At 64.5% G+C, this 17707-nt stretch carries 23 protein-coding genes and 1 tRNA gene; 15 read left to right on the top strand and 9 right to left on the bottom strand.

Annotation, left to right across the window (positions count from 1 at the left end; translation table 11 throughout):
* Positions 1 to 62: 62 nt before the first annotated feature.
* Entirely contained in the window at positions 63 to 953 is an 891-nt protein-coding gene (locus tag GGR48_RS10155) for a DMT family transporter (RefSeq protein ID WP_183951805.1), read from the bottom strand.
* Between the two features lie 467 nt (positions 954 to 1420).
* Here GGR48_RS10155 and GGR48_RS10150 point away from each other — a divergent pair, with 467 nt between their 5' ends.
* Positions 1421 to 1594: a hypothetical protein gene (locus tag GGR48_RS10150; RefSeq protein WP_183951804.1), complete on the top strand. Its 174-nt coding sequence runs from the start codon at positions 1421 to 1423 to the stop codon at positions 1592 to 1594.
* 99 nt (positions 1595 to 1693) lie between these two features.
* On the opposite strand, the gene rpsI is transcribed toward GGR48_RS10150, so the two are convergent.
* The 3 genes from rpsI to GGR48_RS10135 form a co-directional block, all read right to left on the bottom strand.
* Entirely contained in the window at positions 1694 to 2239 is a 546-nt protein-coding gene (rpsI, locus tag GGR48_RS10145) for a 30S ribosomal protein S9 (RefSeq protein ID WP_183951803.1), read from the bottom strand.
* The gene (rplM, locus tag GGR48_RS10140) at positions 2239 to 2718 is read right to left on the bottom strand and encodes a 50S ribosomal protein L13 (protein WP_037568175.1); all 480 of its coding nucleotides are present in this window, start codon (positions 2716 to 2718) and stop codon (positions 2239 to 2241) included. Before rplM ends, rpsI begins: the two co-directional genes overlap by 1 nt.
* 122 nt (positions 2719 to 2840) lie before the next feature.
* Positions 2841 to 3896 carry a COX15/CtaA family protein gene (locus GGR48_RS10135; RefSeq protein ID WP_240456020.1) on the bottom strand — a complete coding sequence of 352 codons (1056 nt, stop codon included), beginning with the start codon at positions 3894 to 3896 and terminating at the stop codon, positions 2841 to 2843.
* 116 nt (positions 3897 to 4012) lie between these two features.
* On the opposite strand from GGR48_RS10135, the gene GGR48_RS10130 reads away from it, so the two are divergent.
* On the top strand, positions 4013 to 4432 hold the full coding sequence (locus tag GGR48_RS10130; RefSeq protein WP_338110505.1) for a MerC domain-containing protein: 420 nt from the start codon (positions 4013 to 4015) through the stop codon (positions 4430 to 4432).
* A gap of 9 nt (positions 4433 to 4441) precedes the next feature.
* A complete protein-coding gene (locus GGR48_RS10125; RefSeq protein ID WP_183951801.1) occupies positions 4442 to 4909 on the top strand; it encodes a Fur family transcriptional regulator in 468 nt (155 codons plus the stop codon).
* A 201-nt stretch (positions 4910 to 5110) separates the two neighbouring features.
* Here the strand turns inward: GGR48_RS10125 and GGR48_RS10120 are convergent, their stop codons facing one another.
* Positions 5111 to 5587 carry a GNAT family N-acetyltransferase gene (locus GGR48_RS10120; RefSeq protein ID WP_244954857.1) on the bottom strand — a complete coding sequence of 159 codons (477 nt, stop codon included), beginning with the start codon at positions 5585 to 5587 and terminating at the stop codon, positions 5111 to 5113.
* 147 nt (positions 5588 to 5734) lie between these two features.
* Here GGR48_RS10120 and dxs point away from each other — a divergent pair, with 147 nt between their 5' ends.
* Positions 5735 to 7660, top strand: a complete 1926-nt coding sequence (dxs, locus tag GGR48_RS10115) for a 1-deoxy-D-xylulose-5-phosphate synthase (protein ID WP_183951799.1) — start codon at positions 5735 to 5737, stop codon at positions 7658 to 7660.
* Positions 7657 to 7842, top strand: a complete 186-nt coding sequence (locus tag GGR48_RS10110; RefSeq protein WP_183951798.1) for a hypothetical protein — start codon at positions 7657 to 7659, stop codon at positions 7840 to 7842. Before dxs ends, GGR48_RS10110 begins: the two co-directional genes overlap by 4 nt.
* Positions 7843 to 8504: 662 nt before the next feature.
* Here GGR48_RS10110 and GGR48_RS10105 read toward each other — a convergent pair.
* Complete coding sequence (locus GGR48_RS10105; protein ID WP_183951797.1) at positions 8505 to 9185, bottom strand: RBBP9/YdeN family alpha/beta hydrolase; 681 nt, start codon at positions 9183 to 9185, stop codon at positions 8505 to 8507.
* 148 nt (positions 9186 to 9333) lie between these two features.
* On the opposite strand from GGR48_RS10105, the gene GGR48_RS10100 reads away from it, so the two are divergent.
* From GGR48_RS10100 to GGR48_RS10080, 5 genes are all read left to right on the top strand, one after another.
* Positions 9334 to 10068, top strand: a complete 735-nt coding sequence (locus tag GGR48_RS10100; RefSeq protein ID WP_183951796.1) for a TlyA family RNA methyltransferase — start codon at positions 9334 to 9336, stop codon at positions 10066 to 10068.
* A gap of 121 nt (positions 10069 to 10189) precedes the next feature.
* Positions 10190 to 10708, top strand: coding sequence for a TspO/MBR family protein (locus GGR48_RS10095; protein WP_183951795.1), 519 nt, complete (start codon positions 10190 to 10192; stop codon positions 10706 to 10708).
* 22 nt (positions 10709 to 10730) lie between these two features.
* Positions 10731 to 11012, top strand: a complete 282-nt coding sequence (locus GGR48_RS10090; protein WP_183951794.1) for an accessory factor UbiK family protein — start codon at positions 10731 to 10733, stop codon at positions 11010 to 11012.
* 138 nt (positions 11013 to 11150) lie between these two features.
* Positions 11151 to 11654 (top strand): type III secretion system chaperone family protein, encoded by a 504-nt coding sequence (locus GGR48_RS10085; RefSeq protein WP_183951793.1) that lies wholly within the window; start codon positions 11151 to 11153, stop codon positions 11652 to 11654.
* Positions 11651 to 12451 carry a pyrroline-5-carboxylate reductase family protein gene (locus GGR48_RS10080; RefSeq protein ID WP_338110506.1) on the top strand — a complete coding sequence of 267 codons (801 nt, stop codon included), beginning with the start codon at positions 11651 to 11653 and terminating at the stop codon, positions 12449 to 12451. Before GGR48_RS10085 ends, GGR48_RS10080 begins: the two co-directional genes overlap by 4 nt.
* Positions 12452 to 12454: 3 nt before the next feature.
* On the opposite strand, the gene GGR48_RS10075 is transcribed toward GGR48_RS10080, so the two are convergent.
* Positions 12455 to 12952: a MarR family transcriptional regulator gene (locus tag GGR48_RS10075; protein WP_183951792.1), complete on the bottom strand. Its 498-nt coding sequence runs from the start codon at positions 12950 to 12952 to the stop codon at positions 12455 to 12457.
* A 57-nt stretch (positions 12953 to 13009) separates the two neighbouring features.
* Here GGR48_RS10075 and GGR48_RS10070 point away from each other — a divergent pair, with 57 nt between their 5' ends.
* The 5 genes from GGR48_RS10070 to GGR48_RS10050 all read left to right on the top strand — a co-directional run bounded on the left by GGR48_RS10070 (position 13010) and on the right by GGR48_RS10050 (position 17043).
* Positions 13010 to 14107 carry a branched-chain amino acid aminotransferase gene (locus GGR48_RS10070; RefSeq protein WP_183951791.1) on the top strand — a complete coding sequence of 366 codons (1098 nt, stop codon included), beginning with the start codon at positions 13010 to 13012 and terminating at the stop codon, positions 14105 to 14107.
* Positions 14108 to 14169: 62 nt separating this feature from the next.
* Positions 14170 to 14244: transfer RNA gene (locus GGR48_RS10065), tRNA-Gln, on the top strand.
* A 207-nt stretch (positions 14245 to 14451) separates the two neighbouring features.
* On the top strand, positions 14452 to 15765 hold the full coding sequence (locus GGR48_RS10060; RefSeq protein WP_183951790.1) for an integrase arm-type DNA-binding domain-containing protein: 1314 nt from the start codon (positions 14452 to 14454) through the stop codon (positions 15763 to 15765).
* A 147-nt stretch (positions 15766 to 15912) separates the two neighbouring features.
* Entirely contained in the window at positions 15913 to 16632 is a 720-nt protein-coding gene (locus GGR48_RS10055) for a hypothetical protein (protein WP_183951789.1), read from the top strand.
* A gap of 108 nt (positions 16633 to 16740) precedes the next feature.
* A complete protein-coding gene (locus GGR48_RS10050) occupies positions 16741 to 17043 on the top strand; it encodes an excalibur calcium-binding domain-containing protein (RefSeq protein ID WP_183951788.1) in 303 nt (100 codons plus the stop codon).
* A 36-nt stretch (positions 17044 to 17079) separates the two neighbouring features.
* On the opposite strand, the gene GGR48_RS18425 is transcribed toward GGR48_RS10050, so the two are convergent.
* Together GGR48_RS18425 and GGR48_RS10045 are read right to left on the bottom strand one after the other, a co-directional pair.
* Positions 17080 to 17265, bottom strand: coding sequence for a DUF6771 family protein (locus GGR48_RS18425; RefSeq protein WP_420854059.1), 186 nt, complete (start codon positions 17263 to 17265; stop codon positions 17080 to 17082).
* A 65-nt stretch (positions 17266 to 17330) separates the two neighbouring features.
* The gene (locus GGR48_RS10045) at positions 17331 to 17510 is read right to left on the bottom strand and encodes a hypothetical protein (protein WP_206362476.1); all 180 of its coding nucleotides are present in this window, start codon (positions 17508 to 17510) and stop codon (positions 17331 to 17333) included.
* Between the last annotated feature and the right edge of the window lie 197 nt (positions 17511 to 17707).

Genomic DNA, 17707 nt, shown 5'->3' with positions numbered 1-17707 from the left:
TAGCCCACCGATGCCGCCCGGTGATGGTGAAAATGGCGTATGATCAAAACGTCATCCGGCCGTCAGAACAGGGTCGTGATCAGGACGCCGCCAATGATGGCGATGCCCGACAGGACCTGCCGCAGACCCAGTCGTTCACGGAATAGCCGGTGCCCCGCCATGGCAGCGATCGGCGCCTCGATGATGCCAAGCGCGCGGACCGGCGCGGCGGGCGAGAGCGCCAGCGCGATGAACCATCCGGCGGAGGCGCAGGCACCGCAAAGCCCCGCCCCCAGTGAGGGACGCCAGCGGCGCGCCACCTCGACCAACGTCGCCGGATCGCGCCAGGCGAGGATGAGGCTGAGCGCGACGGTCTGCATCGCCTGTACCACCGCGACGCAGACCAAAGCGGCGAAGACGGGATGCGTGGGATCGAGCGCCAGCGCGGCATGGCGAAAGGCGTTGAGCGAAAAGCCGAAGAACAGCCCCGACGCCAGCCCCATGGCGGCCCCGATCAGCGAGGCGCGGCGCTGCTCGGCGGGCGGCCAGGACAGGGCGACCAGACCGATGGTGGTGACGACGACGCCCATCCAGGCGAGCGCGCTGATCCGGTCGTCATAGATAACCAGGCCCAGAAGCGCCGCGAGCGGCAGCGAACTCTGCTGAAGCGCAGTGCCCACGGCAAAGCCCGACCGGTGCATCGCATCAAGCAGCGCGGCCGTCGCCAGCACCTGCGACGTCGCGCCGACCACGGCCGACAGCCAGAAGGCGCCGCTCCAGTGCAGATCGGCCCCCGGCATGACATGATGGGCGACCGTGACGAACAGAATGGAAAAGGGCAGGCCGAACAGGAAGCGGACCAGCGTCGCGCCCCATGGACCCGAGGACGACATGACCCCGCGCTGCAAGGCGTTACGCCCGACCTGAAAGGTCGCGGCCGCGATCGTGGCGGGAATCCAGAGCGGGTTGGTCATGGGAAGCTCTTAGTGAAGTTTCGGCGCGGGTGAACCGGCTCCGGCCCTTTGTCTGGCACGACGAACTTATCGATATTCAGACGAATGCGCCTTCATTCCTCCACCTTTAGGGGATCTTCGCAAAATTCTTCACACCACCCCGGCGAAGGCCGGGGTCCAGTTGGGTAAGCGCTAATAAGTGATGGAAGGCATTCGGCATATGAACCTGGACCCTCGCTTGGGTGGTGTAGGAAAGAGCGGGGAAACGCCAATTTCGCACTGGTCGCCTGTAAGGAGTGACCATGTGGCGGGTAGTGTGGGGGGGCTCGGTCGCTGGTGGAGGCTGATCTCGCCAACGGGGATACCCCTCCGTCAGGCCTTTGGCCTGCCACCTCCCCTTGCAGGGGAGGAATGGAATTAATGTCGATCGGATTGGCCTGTCCCGCCTGCCTGCGGAACCCCGGCTTTCCGGCTGGCGTTGCCGGGGGATGGTCATATTGGGGTGCCTGCTGCTCATCATCCTGCCGCTGATGGGCTTCGTGATCGGCGGCTATCTCGGCGGGGTCGAGATCGGGATATGGGCGGCGCTCGGCGGTCTTGGCCTGGCCGTGCTCGCCTGCGTGATCCCGGTCATGGCGCTGGTGAAGGCCGGGCGTCGCTAGCACCGGGCATGTCTGGAACGACAAAGGGCGACCCGTTGCCGGATCGCCCTATCGTACCCTGTCCCCGGATGGCTTGAACCATCCGGGTGGGTCCGCGTCTTAGCGCTTCGAGAACTGGAAGCTGCGACGCGCCTTGGCGCGGCCATACTTCTTACGCTCGACGGCGCGGCTGTCGCGGGTCAGGAAGCCAGCGGCCTTGACCGGCGCGCGCAGGACCGGCTCGTACTTGGTCAGCGCCTGGCTGATGCCGTGCTTGACCGCACCGGCCTGGCCCGACAGACCGCCGCCCTTGACGGTGCAGATCACGTCATACTGACCTTCGCGCTCGGTGATGCCGAACACCTGGTTGATGACGAGACGCAGCGTCGGACGTGCGAAATACACTTCCTGGTCACGACCGTTGATCGTGATCTTGCCCGAACCCGGCTTCAGCCAGACGCGAGCGACGGCGTCCTTACGACGGCCGGTCGCATAGGCGCGGCCGAGCTTGTCCAGTTCCTGCTGACGCAGCGGGGTGGTGTTGACGCGCTCGGCGGGAGCGGCGGCGGGGGCTTCACCGGCGGCGGCGGGCTGCGCCGAAGCGGCGGCGGCCTGCTGGTTCAGCGTGGCGCCGAGATCGGCGAGCGACTGGCGGTTGTCGGACATTATGCGCCCACCTTGTTCTTGCGGTTCATGCTCGCGATGTCGAGCACTTCGGGGTTCTGCGCGGCGTGCGGATGCTCGGTGCCGGCGAAGATGCGCAGGTTGCGCATCTGCTGACGACCCAGCGGACCACGCGGGATCATGCGCTCGACGGCCTTTTCCAGGACGCGCTCGGGGAAGCGGCCTTCCAGGACCTTGGCGGCGGTGATGCCCTTGATACCACCGGCATAACCGGTGTGCTTGTAGTACACCTTCTGGCCCAGCTTGTTGCCGGTGAAGCGCACCTTGTCCGCGTTGATGACGATGACATTGTCACCGCAATCGACGTGCGGGGTGAAGGACGGCTTGTGCTTGCCGCGCAGGATGTTCGCGATGATGGTGGCGGCGCGGCCGACAACCAGGCCGTCGGCGTCGACGATATGCCACTTCTTCTCCACCTCGTGCGGCTTGGCCGCCTTGGTGGTCTTCATGAGCGCCTTCATGGGCGTGAGACCTTTCGGTTTGAAATGCAACGCGCCGCCCTTTGGATCGGGCGGCGCGGACAAGGGGCCAATGCTGGAGGGACTCGAAAATGTCAAGCAAAGCACGGCTTTGCTGACGGGTATTATGATACCATGGGCTTCTTCGGAGCTTGTCCCAGGCGGTGCGCTGCGGCGGTCGCGGCGATCAGCAACAGGGCGGCATTGCCCTGATGCGCGACGGCGATGTCGATCTGTACGCCACTCAGCAGCGTGGCGATGCCAAGCCCGATCTGAACGATGACCAGCACGATCACCAGCCAGCCGGCGCGCAGGGCTCCGCTGCGGATCGCACGCGCCGCCATCCACACCAGCAGGCCCGCCGCCGCAAAGGCGAACCAGCGGTGGATGAACTGGACGACGACCGGATTGTCGAAGGCGTTGGCGATGGCAGGCGTCATCATCGGCGTGCCCGCCGGGAACCAGGCATCGCCCATCAGCGGCCAGCTGGAAAAGGCATAGCCCGCATCCAGCCCGGCGGTCAGCGCGCCGAACATCAGCTGGACGAACAGGGTCAGCACCGCGCCGGCGCCCAGCCACGTCAACCGGGCGGGGGCCGCCAGCCGGTTGCGATGCAGCGCCATCAGGTCGAGCGCGGTCCAGACGATCCCCGCCAGGATGAACAGCGCGGTCAGCAGATGGACGGTCAGGCGGATATGGCTGACATCGGTCCGCTCGACGAGGCCCGAGGCGACCATCCACCAGCCGATCGCGCCCTGCAACCCGCCGAGGGCAAGGAGCGCGAGCAGGCGTGGCTTATACCCTGCCGGGATCGCCTTGCGCATCCAGAACCACAGCAAGGGGAGGGCGAAGGCCATACCGATCACCCGGCCCAGCACGCGGTGGAGATACTCCCAGAAGAAGATCGCCTTGAACCCCGCGAGCGTCATGTCGCGGTTGAAGGTCCAATATTCTGGGATGCGTTTGTAATTGTCGAACTCGGCCTGCCACTGGCTCTCGGTCAGCGGCGGGATGATGCCGGTGATCGGCTTCCATTCGGTGATCGACAGGCCGCTATTGGTCAGGCGCGTGATGCCGCCGACGATCACCATCGCGACGATCAGGCCGGCGACGACGATCAGCCAGCGGGCAACGGCGCGCGGGCGGGCGGTGACCATGAAGGCGGGGTTGGGTTGCAACATGCCCTATTGATAAGGTGTCGACGCGGCGGCGGATAGTGGACCGAATGCCCGATTTCGGTTCTCATTGCGAGTAATGTTATGTTGTAACTAGCGGCTGGCAGTCCTACATGGCGGGAATGAACGCCGCGACATCGACCCTTTCCGCGCGACCGCGCCATGCGTCCGGCCTGGATCGCTGGGCGATCGGACTGTCGGGCCTGTGCGTCGTGCACTGTGTGACGTCGTCGGTGCTGATCGCATTGATGTCGACTGCCGGCGGCCTGCTGGCCACGCCGATCATCCATGAGGTCGGGTTGGTCGTCGCGATCTTGCTGGGTGTCGTCGCGCTGGGGCGCGGTTTCTTGCGGCATCGCCGTGTCGTGCCCGCGCTGGTCGGTGTCGTGGGTCTCGGTACGATGGGTTGGGCCATGACCCTGCCGCATGATGCGTCGGGTGGCGAGGCGCTATGGACCATTGTCGGCGTCGTGCTGCTGGCCGTGGGCCACCTGCTGAATGAGCGCGCCGCCCGGCTTGCTCCCGTCACGACGACACCTTAAGTCCGGACCATGGCGCACGCGCATCACCATCATGAGCCCGAAGGGGCCGATCTCGCCCAAGCGGCGAAGACCACGCTCGAGCGGGCGGGCGAACAATGGACCGCGATGCGCGCCAGCGTGTTCGAGGCGCTGGCCGGGTTCGAAAAGCCGGCCTCGGCCTATGACATCGCCGATGCCATGTCGAAGGCGCAGGGACGTCGCGTGGCCGCCAACAGCGTCTATCGCATCCTCGACCTGTTCGTCGGCGCCAATCTCGCGCGACGCGTGGAAAGCGCCAACGCCTATGTCGCCAATGCGCATCCCGATTGCCTGCACGACTGCATCTTCCTGGTCTGCGACAAATGCGGGCAGACCACGCATATCGACGACGACCGCCTGACCGGCGCGGTCCGCGATGCGGCGCGCGGGGCGGGATTCAGCCCCGAACGGCCGGTGATCGAGGTACGCGGCCGCTGCTCTGACTGTGCGAAGGTCTGATCAGCCGGCGGGTTGATAGCGTCGATACACATTTCCTCTATTCCTCCCCTGCAAGGGGAGGTGGCAGGCCAAAGGCCTGACGGAGGGGTGTCGCCGCCAGAGGGATTGACCTTCACGCGCGACCGGGTACACCTCTCTACCATGCTCCACGTCGTCGCGCTTCCGCTCTCAGGGGAAGAGTGAAAGCCGCTCCATAGCGATCTACAGCGCTTTGCCCATGCGGATCAGCGGCACGCTGACCCCGTCGACCGGGGCGGATCGGACCGGCTCGATCACCTCATACCCGCAGGCGCGGTAGAGCGGTTCGCCCGCCAGCGTCGCCATCATCTCGGCCCGCCGGAACCCCGCCTCGCGGGCGGCATCCTCGCACCGGGTCAGGATCATCCGGCCCAGGCCCCGGCGCGTAAAATCGGGGTCGGTGTACATCGCCCGGATACGCGCCGCCTGTGTCGCGGGGTCGAGCATGGCGGCGTCACGCAAGCTCGTGCTGTGGTCGCCGCCATACAGAGTCGCGCGAGCGCTCCAGCCGCCGCATCCGGCCAGCCGACTTTCGCATTCGGCGAGTAGATAGGTGCCATCGGCGATCAATTGCGTGTCCAGCCCCATGACCGCGCGGCTGGCGGCGATTTCGGCCGGGGAAAGAAACGGCTGCTGGAGCGTTGCGATGGCGCGGTCCATCAGGACCGCGATGGCGGAAAGATCAGACGAATTGGCCCAGCGAAACGAAAACATGTCCCAATTTTGCAACAGGGTGATGTGTCGTCAACATGACATCGGTGAACGGTTGCAATCGACACCATCGATTTGCTGCGATAAGCCGGTGTGATGGCAGACATTCCTCAGACCCCGTTGCTCGATACGGTTCACACTCCCGACGATCTTCGGCGGCTCGCGCCCGAGCAGTTGCGGCAGCTGGCCGACGAGTTGCGGACCGAGACGATTTCGGCGGTCGGCACCACCGGCGGCCATCTCGGCTCCGGTCTGGGCGTGGTCGAGCTGACGGTCGCGCTCCATTATGTCTTCAACACCCCGGCCGACCGGCTGGTGTGGGACGTCGGCCACCAATGCTATCCGCACAAGATCCTGACCGGCCGTCGCGATCGCATCCGCACCATCCGTCAGGGTGGCGGTTTGTCGGGCTTCACCAAGCGGTCGGAAAGCGAATACGACCCCTTTGGCGCGGCGCACAGCTCGACCTCGATCTCGGCCGCACTCGGCTTTGCGGTCGCCAACAAGCTGGCGGGCACGCCGGGCAAGGGCATCGCGGTCATCGGCGACGGCGCGATGTCGGCGGGCATGGCCTATGAGGCGATGAACAATGCCGAGCAGGCGGGCAATCGCCTGGTCGTGATCCTCAACGACAACGACATGTCGATCGCGCCGCCGGTCGGCGGCCTGTCCGCCTATCTGTCGCGCATGGTGTCGAGCCGCGAGTTCCTGGGTGTGCGCGACGTGCTCAAGAAGCTCGCCAAGCGCTTCCCGCGTCCGATCCAAAAGGCCGCGCAGAAGACCGACGAGTTCGCGCGTGGCATGACCATGGGCGGCACGCTGTTCGAGGAGCTGGGCTTTTATTATGTCGGCCCGATCGACGGTCACAATCTCGACCATCTGATCCCGGTGCTGGAGAATGTCCGCGACGCCGAGGAAGGCCCGATCCTGATCCACGTCGTCACCAAGAAGGGCAAGGGCTATGCCCCGGCCGAGGCGGCGGCGGACAAATATCACGGCGTCCAGAAGTTCGACGTCATCACCGGCGCGCAGGCCAAGGCCCCGCCGGGGCCGCCCGCCTATCAGAATGTCTTCGGCGAAACGCTGGCCAAGGAAGCCGAGAGCGATCCGCGCATCTGTGCGATCACCGCCGCCATGCCGTCGGGCACCGGGCTGGATCGATTCGCCAATGCGCACCCCGAGCGCTTCTTCGACGTCGGCATCGCTGAACAGCATGCGGTGACCTTCGCCGCCGGTCTGGCCGCGCAGGGCATGCGGCCCTTTTGCGCCATTTACTCGACCTTCCTCCAGCGCGCCTATGACCAGGTGGTCCATGACGTCGCGATCCAGAATCTGCCGGTCCGCTTCGCGATCGACCGCGCCGGGCTGGTCGGTGCGGACGGCGCGACCCATGCGGGCTCGTTCGACATCACCTATCTGGCCAGCCTGCCCAACATGGTCGTGATGGCCGCCGCCGACGAGGCGGAGCTGGTCCATATGGTCCATACCTGCGTCAACCACGACAGCGGCCCGATCGCGGTACGCTATCCACGCGGCAACGGCGTCGGCGTGGCATTGCCGGAGACGCCCGAACTGCTCGAGATCGGCAAGGGCCGCGTCGTGCGCGAAGGCAAGAAGGTCGCGATCCTCTCGCTCGGCACCCGCCTAGCCGAGGCGCTGCGCGCTGCCGACACGCTGGAGGCCAAGGGGCTGTCGACCTCGGTTGCCGACCTGCGCTTTGCCAAGCCGCTCGACGAGGCGTTGATCCGTCGGATGCTGACCACGCATGAAGTGGCGGTGACGATCGAGGAGAATGCGATCGGCGGCCTCGGCGCGCATGTCCTGACCATGGCGTCGGACGAAGGGCTGATCGATGCCGGCCTCAAGCTGCGCACCATGCGCCTGCCCGACCTCTTCCAGGATCAGGACAAGCCCGAGGTGCAATATGCCCAGGCCGGGCTGGACGCCGACGCGATCGTCGAGACGGTGCTGAAGGCGCTGCGCCACAACAGCACCCACGTCACCGAGGGCGCGCGCGCGTGATCCGGGGATGGACCGCCGTCATCGTCTTCACGACGCTGGCGGTGGTCATCATGATCGGCGTGAACGTCCGCATGTGGCGCCGAATGAAGGCCGCCACCGCGGCGGCGAAGGCGGATGCGGAGCGGGGTGAGGGTGGGGCTGCGTGCCCCTCCGACCCAGACTCCGATCTCCGTTCAGCCTGAGCGCAGTCGAAGGCCAAGGGATGACATTCGTCCGATCGGGCCTTGGCAACGATCGGTCAGTCAGAGTGGAAATTAGCGAGAGCCTGGGCGTGGCCTTCGACTGCGCTCAGGCTGAACGGCGGGTGGGGTAAGGACGGGCTTCCTTAAGTCTCCCATCCCTCAGTGATGCGCCTGCGCAGGGCCGGGCATCGGCACCCTGCGCTTTGCCAAGCGAAAATCCGTTAGATCAAACCCAAACCCCCGTTCGGCCTGAGCGTAGTCGAAGGCCACGCCCAGTCCTTCGCCCTCGGACCCGCAAGTTTTCGCCCAGCCGCCAGGGGCTGCTCCAAAACAGGCGCTGTCCCTTGGCCTTCGACTATGCTCAGGCTGAACGGCGGGTGGGATGAGGACGCGGTTCCTTAAGTCCGTTCCCCACCTCTTCGTGATGCGCCTGCGGAGGGCTGGTCATCGGCACCATGTGCTTCGCCAGGCAGAGATGCGTCAGACCAAACTCCCGTTCAGCCTGAGCGTAGACGAAGGCCACGCCCAGTCCTTGGCCAACAGACCCGCAAGTTTTCGCCTAGCCGCCGAAGGCTGTGCAAACAGGCGTCGTTCCTTGGCCTTCGACTACGCTCAGGCTGAACGGGGGGTAGGATGCTGGGACAAGGTTCCTTGATCCGTTCTCACCGCCCCAGATAATGCGCCTGCGCGGCATCGGTCGCGTTGATCGCCAGCACCGCGCGGGCTTCGCTGGGCGAGAGGGGCCCCGACTGGGTCGGCCGATCCGCGCCGCTGGCCGAGATCACGCGGCCGAGCAGTTCCTGCCCCTCCTGCCACCAGCCCAGGCCGCTGGCGGCGTTGATATGCCCCTGATGCCCGGCATCGACGAAGTGACTGCCCCAATCGACCGCCAAGCTGTGCGCGCGCTCGATCGAGATCCAGGGGTCGTCGCGGCTCGCGACCAAAATCGACGGGAAGGGCAGGGGCGTGCGTGGCGACGGCGCAAAGCCCTTCAGGCTGTCGGGTGCATCGGCGCGGTCGACATCGGCGGGCGCGACCAGCAGCGCGCCGGCGACAGGCCAGCCATAGGGTTGCGGCGACAGCTCCGCCCACCAGGCCACCGCCAGACACCCCAGCGAGTGGGCGGCGAGGATGACCGGGGCCTGGGCCTGGCTGATCGCCTGATCCAGGCGCGTGACCCAGGCGTTGCGATGCGGCGTCGACCACATGCCCAATTCGACCCGGATCGTATCGGGCCGCGCCTCTTCCCACAGGCTCTGCCAATGCGATCGACCCGAGCCGCCCAGGCCCGGCACGGTCAGGATGGTCGGCTTGCGTGCTTCATAGGATGCGAACGAACCCATCGGGCGTCTCCTTGCTGCCGGAGCCGAACGGGTGAGTCCCCGTGTCGACTCATGACGGCATATTATTCCTACCATATTGATAGGCAATAGGCGTCGCGCCTGACGGATGGCGGCTTGCGACGAACCGAGCGGCGCGATAGGGGCGGCCATGGCCAAACAGCGTGTCGACCAGATGCTCGTGGATCGCGGACTCGTGGAATCGCGATCCCGTGCGCAGGCCATGATCATGGCGGGGCTGGTCTTTTCCGGCGAGACGAAGATCGCCAAGCCCGGCCAGCAACTGGCCGACGATGCAGGGCTGGAAGTGCGCGGGCGCGATCATCCCTGGGTGTCGCGCGGCGGCATCAAGCTGGCGCACGGGCTGGAGCATTTCGGCTGGGACGTGACCGGCGCGGTCGCGATCGATGTCGGGTCGTCGACCGGGGGATTCACCGATGTGATGCTGCAGAAGGGCGCGGCGCGCGTCTATGCGGTCGACAGCGGGACGAACCAGCTCGCCTGGTCGCTGCGCCAGGACCCGCGCGTGGTCGTCCATGAACAGACCAGCGCGCGCATCCTGACCGAGGCCCATATTCCCGAACCCGTCGACCTGATCGTCTGCGATGCCAGCTTCATCGGGCTGGCCAAGGTACTGGAGCGGCCGCTGAGCTTTGCGGGGCCGTCAGGGCGGTTGCTGGCGCTGATCAAGCCGCAGTTCGAGGCGGGGCGCGAAGAGGTCGGTAAGGGCGGGGTGGTGCGCGATCCGGCGGTCCATGCTCGGGTCTGTGAAGAGGTTGCCGCCTGGCTGACCGGCATCGGCTGGCGGGTGTACGGGGTGGTGCAGAGCCCGATCACCGGGCCGGAGGGCAATATCGAGTTTCTGGTCGCCGCATCCCGAAATTGAACGGCGCGTCGCCATCGTCGTTGAGCTTTCCGTTTACTGTCTTGTGGCAGTCCGGCAGATCGACGGCATCATAAGGAAAGAGGAACGAGTGGGCGCGATCGCATCGAAGGGGCAGTTGCGGATGGCATTTCTGCGCTGGGCGGTCGTAACCGTACCGCTGGTGCTGTTGCTGGGCTTCGCCTCGGGCCGCTCGGTCCCGGCGGGGAGCGACAATCTCTGGTATGTTGCGCTAACCAAGCCGCCGCTGACGCCGCCCGGCTGGGTCTTTCCGGTCGCCTGGACGACGCTCTACATCCTGATGGGGCTGGCGCTGGCGATGATCCTCCATGCGCGCGGCGCGAAGGGGCGGGGTGTGGCGATCGGCCTGTTCGTCGCGCAATTCGCGCTGAACCTGTCCTGGACGCCGCTATTCTTCGGGGCGCACCGCGTCGCCCTCGCGCTGATCGTGCTGCTCGCCATCCTCGCGCTGGCCATCGCCACGACCGTCGCCTTTGCGCGTATCCGGCGCGGTGCGGCGTGGCTGATGCTGCCCTATCTGGTCTGGCTGTCCTTCGCCGGCGTGTTGAACTGGCGGATCGGACAGCTCAATCCCGATGCGGAAAGCCTTGTGCCGCGCACCCAAACCTCCCAAATGCTGTGAAACGCTTATTGGGATTTTGATCATGCAGGCCGACAACAAGCTTTTCGACGATTTCGCCAAGGTGATGAACGGCCTGGCCGGCACCGTCGCGGGCATGGGCCGCGAGGCCGAATCCAGCGCCCGCGCTCGTGCGCGTGAATGGATCGGCGGCCTGGACTTCGTCAGCCGCGAGGAGTTCGAAGTGGTGAAGGCGATGGCCGTCGCTGCGCGCGACGAGGCCGACGAACTCAAGGCGCGGCTCGACGCGCTCGAGGCCAAGCAGCAGGGCGGCGTGACCGCGCCGATGACCGGGTCCGAATCCTGATCGGCACAGCCCTGCGGGATGGTTCACGCGTCGATTCGGGCGGCGCAGCTATCCACAGCTTTCGATCCAACGCTGCTTGCAGTGAGACCGTTACGGGTGCACCCTGTAACGGTCTGGTTTTGTTCGCAGGACAGCGCGATGCTTGAGTCGACCGATCATGAAGCCGAAGAATCAGCCCCCATCGATATGCTGGAGGCCTATTTCGCCGCGCATGGTTGGGAGCATGAACGGCATGATGAAGAGATCGTCGCGACCGTAAAGGGCAGCTGGGCGACCTATGAGTTGCGCGCGCTGTGGCGCGACGACGACAGCGTCCTGCAATTCCTGGCCTTCCCCGACATCAAGGTGACCGAGGATCGCCGCGCCGGCATCTACGAGGCGCTGGCGCTGGTGAACGAACAGCTGTGGATCGGCCATTTCGAACTATGGTCGAACAGCGGCATCCTGCTCTATCGCCATGCCGCCATGGTCGATGGCGGTGAGGATGGCACGATCTCGCTCAGCGCGACCGAATTGCTGGTCGAATCGGCGATCGAGGAGTGCGAGCGCTTCTACCCCGTGTTCCAGTTCGTGCTTTGGGGCGGCAAGAGCCCGCGCGAGGCGCTGGCCGCCGCGCTGATCGAGACGCAGGGCGAGGCGTGAGTTTTCCCGAAGGGCCGTTCTGGCTGATCGGATGCGGCAACATGGCCGGCGCGATGCTGCGTCGCTGGTTGTCGCAAGGGCTAGACCCGGCGCAGGTGACGGTGATCACGCGCAGCGGTCGCGGTGCGCCCGAAGGCGTGCGTTCGCTGACCGCGTTGCCGATCGACGAAACGCCGGCCACGTTGATGCTGGGGTTCAAGCCCCAGCAGCTCGACGACATCGCGCCGACGCTGTCGCATCTGAACCCCAGACTGGTTTTGTCGATCCTGGCCGGTGTCGAGGAACAGGTGCTGGCCGATCGCATCCCGGCGGGCGCGACGGTGCGGATGATGCCCAACCTGCCGGTCGGGATCGGGCAGGGGGTGACCGCCTTGTTCACCCGCTCGACCGATGCGCAGGTGCGTGGGCATGCGCAAGCGCTGGCCGAGGCGTTGGGATTGGCGCCGTGGATCGAGGATGAAGCGCGCTTCGATGCGGTGACGGCGCTGGCCGGATGCGGCCCCGCTTTCGTCTTCCGTTTCATCGATGCCATCGCGCAGGCCGGGGTCGCACTCGGCCTCGATGCGGACCTGGCTCAGCATCTGGCGCTGGCGACGGTGAACGGCGCAGGATCGATGGCGATCGGCGCCGATGCCTCGCCCGGCGTCCTGGCCGACCGTGTCGCCAGTCCGGGCGGCTCGACGCGCGAGGGGTTGAACGTCCTCGACGCCGATGATGCGCTCGAGAGGCTGATGGCGGCGACGCTGGCCGCCTCCGAACGGCGCAATCGCGAAATGGCCGCGGCGGCGCGCCGCTGACCGTCAGGCGTCGTTGGTTCGTAGATCCTCGACCCGGGCGCGTTCCTGCTCGGGGATCAGCCCTTCCAGTACGGTCCAGAACCCCGTCACCGCCTGCTGCCCGGCGCGGGCATAGGCCTTGGCCAGCTTCTCGCGCAATGCATCGAACAACTGCGCCTCCATCGCCGCGCCGGCCGGGGTCAGCCGCAACAGCCTTTGCCGACGGTCACGATCGCCCGGTCGGGTCTCGACCAGATCGCGGCTCGCCAACTCGTTCAGCACGCGCCCCAGCGATTGTTTGGTGATCGCCAGCAGCGACAATAGCTCGCTGACCGTCATGTCGGGCTTGCGCGCCATGAAATAGAGCGCACGGTGATGCGCCCGGCCCAATCCCTGTGCCGCGAGGCCGCGGTCGATGGAACGGACGATGTGACTATTGCCGAAATACAGCAGTTCCAGCCCGCGCCGAAGCTCGGGCTCGCGGAGAAATTGTGCCGATGCGGACTGGTTCGAGGCAGCCATGTTGACCCGTCTACTCACACGCCCTAGGCCACGGCAACCCAAAACAGAGAGATGGTCATGAAAGCGCAGCAATCCCTGACGTTTCGGTTCGATCCTTGCACGACTCCGGTCGCGGCGAGCGAGCGGGCGGCGCGGCTGGTAGACCCCGGCTTCGGGCGCGTTTTCACGGATCACATGGCCCTGATCCGCTATAGCGACGAACAGGGCTGGCACGATGCGCAGATCACCGCGCGTGTGCCGCTGACCGTCGATCCGGCCGCCTCGGTCCTGCACTATGCGCAGGAGATCTTCGAGGGGATGAAGGCCTATCGGCTGGCCGATGGTGGCACCGCGCTGTTCCGTCCCGAGGCCAATGCCCGCCGTTTCCAGGATTCCGCGCGGCGCATGGCGATGCCCGAACTGCCCGAGGAGCTGTTCCTGGAATCGGTCGAGCGTCTGGTCGAGGTCGAGCGCGACTGGATTCCCGAACAGGATGGCGGCGCGCTCTACCTGCGCCCCTTCATGTTCGCCAGCGAGGTGTTCCTGGGCGTGAAGCCCTCCTCCGAATATCTCTACATGGTCATCGCCTCGTCGGTCGGCGCCTATTTCAAGGGCGGCGCGCCCGCCGTGTCGATCTGGGTGAGCCAGGGCTATACGCGCGCCGCGCCCGGCGGCACGGGTGCCGCCAAGTGTGGCGGTAACTATGCGGCCAGCCTGCTCGCGCAGAAGGAAGCCATTGCCAATGGCTGTGACCAGGTCGTCTTCCTCGACGCGGTCGAGCGTCGCTGGGTCGAGGAACTGGGCGGTATGAACGTCTTCTTCGTGTTCGACGACGGCAGCCTGGTGACCCCGCCGCTGACCGGCACGATCCTGCCCGGCATCACTCGCGATTCAATCCTGACCATCGCGCGCGCGCAGGGCCTGACGGTGCGCGAGGAGCCCTATGCCATCGACCAGTGGCGCGCCGACGCCGCCAGCGGTCGCCTGGTCGAGGCCTTCGCCTGCGGCACCGCCGCCGTCGTCACCCCGATCGGCAGCGTTGCCGAGCCGGCGGGCCGCTTCACCATCGGCAGCGGCGGCCCCGGCCAGCTGACCACGCGCCTGCGCGAACAGCTGGTCTCCATCCAGCGCGGCCAGGCCCCCGACCCGCATGGCTGGATGCGCCGCCTGGGCTGATTTTTCCTAGAAATAAGGGCTTTTCAAGAGCGGCGCGCCCGGTATAAGGCGCGCCTCTCCACTGGGGCGTCGCCAAGCGGTAAGGCAACGGTTTTTGGTACCGTCATACGCAGGTTCGAATCCTGCCGCCCCAGCCACCGCCGATCTCACTGTCCACAAGGCAAGGCACTGAGTTCGCGGCTATATTTCATGAAAAGTGGTAGGACACGGTCGGCCAAATTAGGCCATTTCGGGACACCTATTGTGTCACAAATTCTGTGTCTTCACTGTCTCCGGGCGAGGTTTTGTGTCCGGTTTGTGCCCGGCTCTGTGTCCGATTTGTGGCCTCACAATGGGGTCGATTCGTGTCAAAGCTCACTGCAAACATTCTTGCCGCCCACTCGGTCGGATCGCTCAGCGATACGCAAACGCCCGGCCTGACGCTCGACGTTACCCCCGGCGGCAAAAAGCTCTGGCGTTTTAAGCGCCGCGTTCCTGCACGCGATCTTGATGGCCAACCGTCCCGCGATGCCGGAGTGATCGTCAAGCAATCGGGCGGCACCTATCCGGCGACGAACCTTCAGGCTGCGCGCCGGTGGGCTGGAACGATCAACGCTGAAGTCGAAGCGGGGCGTGATCCGGGGAAGGCGCGCCGCGAGGCCAAGCGGATCGAAATCATGACCGTCATGGCGGCTCACCGCCTTTACATGGTCGCGGTGGGGAAGGGGACTGCGTCGCGTGAGCGGCGAGTTCCCAAGCCCCGCACGGTCAAAGACAAGCTCGCCATTTTCACCCGCGACATCGAGCCCCGGATTGGTGCGAAATCCGTCTACGAGGTGAAGGAGAGCCATCTGGTCGCGATGGTGAAGGCCAAGGCGATGGTCGCCCCCGTCCGCGCCAACCGGCTGATCGCCGAACTCAAGGTCTTCTTCAATTGGTGTTGCTCACTGGACGCCAGCGACAGCATCGCGCTTGAGGTCAATCCCGCGACCCGGCTCCATCAGCTTGCGACCGATGAGACGGTTGACGCGCATGGCAACCGCAAAAATACGCGCACGCTCTCGGATGCAGAGATTGGGCTGTTCTTTCAAGCGCTGGCCGTTGAGCGGGAGACATATCGCCGGGGTTTTACCCTCATGCTCCTTACCGCGTGTCGCATTCAGGAAATCGCTCAGGCCAAGGCGTCTGCGATACGCGATGGCGTCTGGTATCGTGAGGCCAGTGACGTAAAGAACGGTGAGGACCACGCGATCCCGCTAGGGGCATGGGGGCGGGCGTTGGCTGTTGGCGGATCAGAATGGGTCCTGCCCTGCGAAAACGATCCCAAAAAGCCGCAGCGCTACGTCTGGTACAAGGTCCGTGATCGCCTCATAAAACGAATGACCGAGGCGAATGGCGGTCCTGTCGGACACTGGAAGCCGCATGACCTTCGGAGAACTGTAAGGTCGAATACCCGGCGATTTGGCATCGACCACCTGACTGCTGAGGCGATGTTGGCTCACAAGCTCCCTGCGGGCGTCGAGCGTATCTATGACCGCCACGACCCCATTGACGATCTGCGGCGTGCCTATGGCGCTTGGGAGGCCCATTTAGCGGCAATCGTTCGGAAGGCCGGTTTAGCCGAGGTCTTTGGGCTTTCAGCCGCTCAAGCGGAGGAGATGGGCGCTAAAGCGGCGTGAGCTTGATCTGGGCCATCTGGTCCATCTTCGCCGCCACTGTGAATGTGATTTGAATCGCAACTGTGGCGGCGGCGGTCTTCTAGAATGTTTGGTGTCTGGTGCGTCACGCCAGACACCGTTAAGCTGCCCCCGAAATGGGGGGAATTTATGCAAAAGATTAGTTTGATGGCGTGCGTCGCATTGTCTGCATGTGGTGGCGCGAACGGCGGTAACGAAGCTGTAGCTGCAAGCCCAACGGCTATGACGACGACGGCTGCCCCCTCAAACATTATAAATACCAAGGCCGGTAGATACCGTGTTGGGCGTAATCCTAAGATTAACCCAGCCGATCTGCCGAAAAACTCCGACCTCAAGATGCTCGATGGGGATGCTGCTCAGTATGCAGCAAAGCTATGCGGGCTCGATTTCGCCAATAAGACGCCACCAGTAAAGTGCGAATTATTTGTCCAACCGGATAAATCAGGATTGCTGACGGGATATGTGGCGTTGATGCAGGGTCGGAGTGACGGCGTTCGCATTGACACTGCTTTGGAAACCGATCGGCAAAAATCGGGAACAGGTTGCTTCATCAGCGGTAAGATAGATAACTCGGATTTTGATCATCCCGAGGCTCCGATTAATGTATCCCGCGATTTTCAAGGTCGTGTGCCATTCGCAGCATGGGAAAAATCTCCGGGTGATTGGATGGTTTCGTTCAACGACGACGAAGGTTCGGAAAACGCCGCCAATGGCATGTGGTATATCAAGCGGCTAAACAGTAAGCTACGTATCGAGCAAGAGCGATGGAATTATTGCTACAGCGATAAGAATGTGCACTTGGATGAGGTTTTCACCCAAGTTATATCACTTGAAAGAATTGCCGATTGAGGGGGCTGTCCCCCTCAGTCTCGTGATCACCATCTTCCACCCATCCTCATTGGCGAAGAAGAAATTCGTCACCGCAGGATGTTAAGAATTTGCCATCATGGTGGCGGGATGGACCGTCGTTTCGCTGCGCTGACCGCCACCCTTTCGATCGCCACTTTTGCAGGAGTTTGGATCGCGACGACACCGCCACAGGCGAGCGCTACCGCCGACCAACTCAAGTCGGTGGAGACGATTGCGCCATCGCCGGTCGCGCGCGCTAAGGCAGCGCCGATGGCGGCGACGGTCTATTATGCAGGCTGTGACGAAGTGCGGGCGGCAGGTCGTGCGCCGCTGTTTAGCGATCAACCCGGTTACCGCTCCGAGATGGACGGGGACGATGATGGCGTTGCGTGCGAACCACATGCGAGGTGACAGTCACTGAGTGAGCGAACCTGCTTCGCACCCACGTCAAATCGGAAGCGACATCTGTCCTTCTGGCGCGGGTTCCGGGCGTGTCAGGACATTGCAAAGGTGATCGGCGACAGCGCGAGCCGCGTCTTCGCGAAGGGTGTCTCGTGGCGCTGTTAGGCCGATCAGCGCCCACGCGGGTGCGTCATGAAGGGCGTGGGCTATCTGGTCTGGATTGATTGTCATGGCTCGAATCTCCGTCCTCCATGCCTAGAACAAAAAGGGAACGAGTCTCAAGCCTTGTCGATGCATCAGGCGGTGGCGGGAAGCTGCGGGGCGATTTCGGCTTTCGCGATTTCGAGCATCGGGCTGACGGCTTCGTCAAAAATCTCGCGTGTCGTGGCGTAAATCAGGGGAGGGATGTCGTCTTCATCCACTGCGTCTAACCGCGCCTCTATCTGCTCGAACCCCTCCACGAATGCATCGCTCAAGAGAAGCCGGGCACGCTCGTATTCCTCTTTGGTGGCCCGCCATTTATCCCAAAGGTCGTGGATCGCTTGGCCATAGGCGTCTGACTGGAAATACTCCTCTGGGTGTCAATCGGCGTCCAAAAAGGACCCCCTATCGGCGTCCAAAAGGGACCCCCTTCGTCGAGCAGCGTGACGGGTATGACGGGTGCACCGTTCGC

The sequence above is a fragment of the Sphingomonas pseudosanguinis genome (assembly GCF_014196255.1).
Classification (GTDB): domain Bacteria; phylum Pseudomonadota; class Alphaproteobacteria; order Sphingomonadales; family Sphingomonadaceae; genus Sphingomonas; species Sphingomonas pseudosanguinis.
This window is presented reverse-complemented; position numbering and strand designations above follow the sequence as displayed.